This window comes from Terrabacter sp. GCM10028922 (assembly GCF_042666095.1).
Taxonomy (GTDB): Bacteria; Actinomycetota; Actinomycetes; order Actinomycetales; family Dermatophilaceae; genus Terrabacter.
Genome location: NZ_JBHTFG010000002.1, coordinates 465,663 through 472,303, shown reverse-complemented (window position 1 = coordinate 472,303; position 6,641 = coordinate 465,663). Strand labels below are relative to the sequence as shown.

Sequence of the window (6,641 nt, the reverse complement as noted above, 5' to 3'; positions counted from 1 at the left end):
GCGTACGTCAGCGCCCCGGGTAAGCCTGCACCGCAGACTGGAACGCCGGTACCCCTCGAGCCGACGACCGCACCCATCGCTCCCACTCGCTGAGCAGGGCGGAGCGGCCAAGGAAGCGTGCAACGTGCGCTTCTGCCGCATGGCGCGCACGAGAACAGCGCGTCGGAAGCCTCGCGTCTCGGCCTAGTCCCCCAGCCCAGGACTCCAGATCAGCAGCCGATAGACGACGCCATCCTGTGCAAACCACTGCCACGTCACCGTGGCGTCAGCCGCCGTGGCAGGGAGTTGTGTCCTCGTCCGCTCGGAGAGGTCCCTCAGCAGGAAGACCCGGCCGACCAAAGCCTCCTCGTCGGAGTCGCTCAAGAAGCGCAACTCACCTGTGCCGCTGCTGAACTCAAACGGAACGTCTGGGTGCGGAGGGGCCGGTGCGAACTGGTCGTCCGTGAGGGTACGAGGCCGGCCGAACAGCGCAACAGACAGCGTCCACTCGTCAGCTCGGAACAGCAGGCCCTGTTCGTCGAAGCGGGGCCCGCTCTCAGCCGGCAACGGCCTCAGGTGGTACATACCGCGAGGCAGGCCCAGCCACACGAGGGGCGAGCCAAGGGTGAGTTCCAGCTCGAGCGGCACTCTTGCCCCTTGTCCAAGATCCGGCTTGTGAGGGTAGCGGAACGAATCGAGTCCGGGGGTCGACAGCGGACACCCGGATTTGCCGCGGTGAGGGAATACGCTCGCCCGGCCATGGCCGTGCTGGCGTTGCTGATTCCGGGAGAACTCAGCGCCTGAGCGTGAAGGCGAAGTCGCCAGAGCGCTTGCCGCCCAAGCGGACTGCAGATATGAGGTTTTCCTCGGCGACCAACCTCTCGACCTCGGCCCGCGACAGCCCGAGACCTTCAGCGATCAGTCGCACCGGCCGGAGGGGGATCCGCGCCGCGAAACGGACCACGACGTCGATCGCCACGTTTCCCGGATCATCCGGTCCGCCGGTGTCGAGGCGCCAGGCGTCGTCCCAGTCGAGCGCGATGCGGTTACGCCGCCGCACGACCGGATCCTGAAGCAGCTCGGCCGCCAAGCGCGGATCGTTGTGGTGCAGGCGGCCCAGCAGCTCACGCCGTACCGACCGGACATTGATCCGCTCGAACACGGTGAGCTTGGTGGTGTCTCCGCAGACGGTGCAGAGCGCGAGGAGCCAGGCGTCGAGGAGCTTGTGGTTCGCGTTGACGCGGAACTTGCCGTTCGCGCGGAACCGCTCGGAACCACACGCGTGGCAGCGGCGGACGATGGTGGGCAGGCAGGTGGGCACGACGACCCAGGTCTTTGGCACAGAGATACACCGGTTTCCCGTGAGAAGTTCGAAAGCGAAAGGAACGCAGCGCGCATGCGCGCCGCGCGACGAATCAGCGCTCGAGAGGTCTCACAGGATGTGCATCGGCAGGTCCTCGGTGATGGAGATGGGGGCGGCCCGCAACGTAACAGCGCGAGGAAGCGCGGCTCTATCGATTAACCAGAGGGAGAGGACCAGCCGAGCCCTCAACGAGGGCGACAGGACAACGACCGATCATGACCACTCCCCCGCGCGTCACTCGGGAGTGGACCGATTCCAGGCTTCCTCCCCCATGGGCTGAGACGATCGATATGTCTTGACCACGATCACGACGGCGTGATCCTTCCGTCGCGCTCACATCCTCAAAGCCCACGTCGTTGCCGGCGAGATTCGAGCGAACCATCAGCAGATCGACACGGCGTCGGAGAACTCAGGGGCGACCACTCGCCCCTCGACTACATCCGCACGTGCCGTGATCCGCTCGTTGGAGCCTTGGCAGACGAGGCGCGGCGCGGATCTGCTGAGCCGACCAAGAGGCGTTTGCGACTCCGTAGGGTTCGGAGCGTGGACCGACATGTCTAGGACGAGGAAGCCAGTACCGCCCTGAACATGGACATGCTCCATGAGATCGAGGAGTTCAGCCGGTCCCGTTGGCCCGTTGGGTCGAAAGCCATGCGTCGACTGAACGGCATCCACGATCCGCTCGCCCGTCAGATACTGGCAATCCACCGCGAGTGCGGATCCGGCAGTGGAGTGTGCGACGAACACGAGACCACCGAGGTCATCGCCCAGCACTTCGGAGTCGAGAACCCGGTGGCCAACGAAGGCTGAGCGGGTTCGCTCACAGGTCGTGTCCCGGCAGTTGGAGCGATTTCTCGCTCAGGCGCGTCACTTCGCCGCGATCCGCGATCCGCGGCCCAAGCATCACCCGGCGAGGTGGCCCCACCTCTGGGAGAGCGCGTGCCAAGGGGCGGTCTCGACAACCCGGCCACCGGCGAGGACGACGACTCGGTCGGCTTGCGCCAGCGCGGCCGCCTTGCTCGTGGCGCCGATGACGGTCGCACCATCGGAGCGCAGCGCGGCCCAGAGCTCGATCTCGGTGGCGGCGTCGAGCGCCGAGGACACGTCGTCAGCCAGCAGTAGGTCGGCCTGGCACGCGAGCGCCCGGGCGAGGGCAAGCCGCTGCACCTGTCCCCCGGAGAGCCGGACGCCACGGTGGCCGACGAGCGCGTCCGATCCGCCGGCCTCGGCGACGTCCCGCTCCATCCGAGCCGTCGCGAGTGCTGGCTCGACCTGCCGGTCGGCGTGGTCCAGGGCGACGTTGCCGGTGAAGGTCCCCGACAGCACCCGCGGCACCTGGGCGATGTGGGAGACGCGGCCGGGTCGCAGCTCCACCTCCGGCTCGGCCAGGGCGCGGCCGTTCCAGAGCACCTGACCTGTGTGGGAGGTCAACCCGGCGAGCGACGAGAGCAGGCTGGACTTGCCCGAGCCGACCTGGCCAAGCAGGAGCACCAGCTCGCCTGCCTCGACGGTGAGGTCGACGTCCTGCACGCCGATGGTGCCGTCGTCATGGACTGCGGTCAGACCCCGAAGACTGAGGGTGCGCAAAGGCTCACGCGGCCCCGGCTGCGGCTCGTCAGCGGTGCCGTGCACCAGGTCCATGCCGGGCGGCAGGACCATCAGGTCGCCACCCCCGGCAAGCTCGCTCGTAGCATTCATCCACGCCCGTACGCCGGGCGCCTCGGTCACGACCGAGCCGGCGACCCGGCCGAACCAGTCGAAGCCGCTGACGGCGTTGGCGACGAGCAGGGTGACTGCAAGGGGCCACGTTCCGTGGAGAAAGCCCGCCCAGGCGGCGACGACACCGCACTGGACCATCACGATCGGCACGCCGTCGAGCAGGGCCTGGACCCGGTGCTCGCGGACCGCCGCGTCGACCCGGCCACCGTCGACCTGGCGCAGATGCTTGTGCACCTCCGGGGTGGCAGCGGCGAGCTTGACCGTGCGGATCGACTCGAGTGCCGAGACCAATGATCGCCCGAAGTTGGCGCGCGCGGTCGAGGCGGCCGCCGCCGAGCGCCCCGCGACCCGGCGGCCCAGCGAAGAGGCCAGTGCCGAGGCGACCATCACCACGAGCAGGACCGCCCCTGCGAGCCACGTGCCGGCGATCAGCGCCGTCACCGAGGCGACGACGAGGCCGTTGACGAAGTCGACCCAACGGTCGGTGTAGCGCGCCAGGCGGTCCGCGTCCATCGTGCGGGCCACGACCTCGCCGGGCGGCGTGCGCACCAGCCGGCGCTGCGCCGTCTGGCCTGCGAGCACCGCCGCCCGCACCCGGAGCCGAACCTCGATCCACCAGTGCGGGTAGGAACGGAACGCCTGCGACAGGACGAGCGGACCGGCAACGAGCGAGATGGCCAGGGCAGCGATGAGCCAGCCGGGGCTGTGCCCGCCCTGCAGGTCGGTGACGACGAGCCCCCAGATCCAGCCGGTGACGGCGCCGAACGCTCCGGTCAGCGACGCGAGGAGGAAGAGGGAGGCGCCCAGGAGGCCCCACCGCGGCTGGATGCGTACAGCGTGGAGAACCTGCCGGGCCAGGCTCGGGGTCGGAGCCAGCGCCGGTGGCGGGGGCGGGGTGGTGCTGCGACGAACCGAGCCGATCGGGGCGTCGTCGTGGTGGTGCTCCTCCAAGGCAACCTCGTGGGCGGCCGCCTCGAGCAGCCGGCGGAACGGCCCGTCCCCAACGGCCAGCAGGCCGCGCGGACCATGCTGGACGACGCGACCGGACTCGAGGACGGCGACCTGCTCGGCCCGTTCGGTCGTGGAGAGGCGGTGGGCGACGAGGATGCCGGTACGCCCCGAGATCAGCCGGTCGGCGGCCCGCACCACCCGCGCCTCGGTGACCGGGTCCATTCGGGCCGTGGCCTCATCGAGCACGACGACGCGAACCTCTCGCACGAGCAGCCGGGCGAACGCCACGAGCTGCTCCTCACCCGCCGACAAGGTCGTGCCGCCCGGGCCGAGCATCGTGTCCAGGCCATCGGGCAGCCCGGCCACCCACTCGGTGAGACCGAGCTCGGCCACCGCTGCCTCCACGCGCGAATGCGGCACGTCACCGAAGAGCGTCATGTTCTCCGCGAGGGTGCCGGCGAGCACCTCGGTGCGCTGGGTCACGACGCCGACCGCGGCCCGTAGTTGCTGGAGGTCGAGGTCGCGAACGTCGATGCCTCCCAGCAGCACGGTGCCGCGGGGTGGCTCCACGGCCCGCGACAGGAACGAGGCGAGCGTGGACTTGCCCGAGCCGGTGCGCCCGACGAGCGCGCACGTGTGACCCGCCGCGACGACGAGGTTGACCTGCCGCAGCGCGAACGTGCCGGTGCCGTAGCTGAATTCGAGGTCACGGAACTCCACGTCGAGCGGCCCGTCGCTCAGTGGCAGCCCGCCGGTCGGCTCAGCCGGCGAGGCCAGCATCTGCCGCAGCCGCAGGACCGCGCCGAAGCCCTCCTGCAAGTCGGGCAGGTGACGCGCCAGCATGTCGACGCCGCCGACGAACATCGTCGTGACGAGGAAGAGGGTGACCAGCCGCGCGGTGGACAGGTCGCCTGCGAGCACCAGGGCCGTGCCAGCGACCGCGACAGCGGCGAGCGCGCCGTGGAGCAGGCTGCCGCTGCGTCGGGTGACCCGGACCTCCACCTGAAGCACCTTGTCGAGTGCCTCGTGGACCCGGGCGGCCATCCGCGCGTTCCGGCGGAGCACGTACGCCTGGCCCAGTGCGGTGCGCAGGTCATCGCGGGCGGCGACGCCCTCCTCGGTGGAGGCGGCGTGGTCGGTCCAGGCCGCTTCCTCGACCACCTTGCGTTCGGCGATCTGGGGCAGCAGCCGGCGGACCACCCAGTACGCCGCGAACCCCGTCAGCGGAAAGAGGAAGGCGGCGGGCCACCAGGCCAGGCTCGCGACCATCCAGAGCGGGCCCGAGGCGAGGAAGGTGCGCACGGCCTGCCACACGCCCCAGCGCATGAGCTGGCCGACCTCCCAGGTGTCGTCGTCGATGCGGTCCAACACCTCGCCCACGGCCTGCTCGGACAGCTCGGAGAGCGGCTGGGCCATCGCGGCGTCCAGCAGGTCCGCGCGCAGCGTGCCCTCCGCCCGGTCGCAGACACTCGCCCAGATCGTCTTCGCCACGGTGTCGATCACCGCCCCGCCGACGACACACAGCGCCAGCAGCACGACCAAGATCGAGGTGGCGTGCTCGGCGAGCCGGCCTGCAACCATCGAGCCGAGGGATGCCGCGACGGCACCCAGGAGGGACATCGTGAAGCACACGAGTGTGAGCGGACGACGGACCCGGCGCCAGTCGACAGGAACGCGATCCGCCGGCAGCTCCGCACGGCGAAGAGCCCCGTTCTGCCTCGTGCCCGGTGCCTCGTCCAACCCCAGCCTGGTCATCGTCACAATCACGAAACGCTATCGATCACCACCGACAGTGCGCCTCCCGTTTTCCTCGAAGCCCGTGAGGTCACCGAGGGAGCCACCAACGCCCAGCCCCATCAGCGTCGTTCACGTGATAACGGGATGGTGGGCGTGGACGAGACGTCAGCAGTGGTCGTGCTCGACGGCGGTCTGTCGACCGTCCTCGAGCAGCAGGGTGCGAATCTGACCGGCGCTCTGTGGACGGCCCGGCTCGTCGGTGAGGAGCCAGCGCGGATCGTCGAGGCACATCGGGCGTTCTACGCTGCGGGTGCGCAGGTGGCGACCACCTCCACCTACCAGGCGACCGTCGAGGGGTTCGTCGCGGGCGGGTACGACGAGCACACGGCCCGGCAACTGGTCGTTCGGAGTGTGACTCTCGCGCAGGAGGCACGCGACGAGCTGGCAGACACCAGCCCCGGCCTGCTGGTGGCCGCGTCCGTCGGACCGTACGGCGCGTTCCTGGCCGCATGCGTGACGGTCCAGGTCACCGCGGACGCGTCGGCATCACCCCCTCCTTCCACCCCTACGCCTTCGAGATGATGGCCCAGAAGATCCTCTAGCTGGCCCTTAGTCAGAAGGCGCTCCCGGCCTCTTGGAGGCGTCGAGAGCCTCGGCTCCGAGGATGAACGTAGCTATGCCGCCGTAAACAAAGGCCAAGAGTCCAAGCATCTTTCCGATGTAGCAAGTGACCATGTGGCCGGGTTGGAGACAAAGAGAGCCGCGACGCACCCCAGCCAGCGGGCCGACGGTCGGCGATGCGATGGAGCCGCTTCGGCCGCGCGTTCTGGGACAGCCGCCGGCTGACCGCGACTTGAGCAGATCGCCGAATCGGTCGCGCGCTCGGTGTGCG

The 6,641-nt window shown here is 69.6% G+C and carries 5 protein-coding genes; 2 read left to right on the top strand and 3 right to left on the bottom strand.

The window, feature by feature from the left end; all coding sequences use genetic code 11:
- Positions 1-183: 183 nt before the first annotated feature.
- Together ACFQU3_RS03620 and ACFQU3_RS03615 are read right to left on the bottom strand one after the other, a co-directional pair.
- A complete protein-coding gene (locus ACFQU3_RS03620) occupies positions 184-627 on the bottom strand; it encodes a hypothetical protein (RefSeq protein ID WP_385906572.1) in 444 nt (147 codons plus the stop codon).
- A gap of 145 nt (positions 628-772) precedes the next feature.
- Positions 773-1,321, bottom strand: coding sequence for a DUF1062 domain-containing protein (locus tag ACFQU3_RS03615; protein ID WP_385906569.1), 549 nt, complete (start codon positions 1,319-1,321; stop codon positions 773-775).
- 609 nt (positions 1,322-1,930) lie between these two features.
- Between ACFQU3_RS03615 and ACFQU3_RS03610 the strand changes: the two genes are divergently transcribed.
- Positions 1,931-2,152 (top strand): hypothetical protein, encoded by a 222-nt coding sequence (locus tag ACFQU3_RS03610; RefSeq protein ID WP_385906566.1) that lies wholly within the window; start codon positions 1,931-1,933, stop codon positions 2,150-2,152.
- A gap of 93 nt (positions 2,153-2,245) precedes the next feature.
- Here ACFQU3_RS03610 and ACFQU3_RS03605 read toward each other — a convergent pair whose 3' ends face one another.
- Positions 2,246-5,767 carry an ATP-binding cassette domain-containing protein gene (locus tag ACFQU3_RS03605; protein WP_385906623.1) on the bottom strand — a complete coding sequence of 1,174 codons (3,522 nt, stop codon included), beginning with the start codon at positions 5,765-5,767 and terminating at the stop codon, positions 2,246-2,248.
- 135 nt (positions 5,768-5,902) lie between these two features.
- Here ACFQU3_RS03605 and ACFQU3_RS03600 point away from each other — a divergent pair, with 135 nt between their 5' ends.
- Positions 5,903-6,331: a homocysteine S-methyltransferase family protein gene (locus tag ACFQU3_RS03600; RefSeq protein WP_385906563.1), complete on the top strand. Its 429-nt coding sequence runs from the start codon at positions 5,903-5,905 to the stop codon at positions 6,329-6,331.
- Positions 6,332-6,641 lie beyond the last annotated feature (310 nt).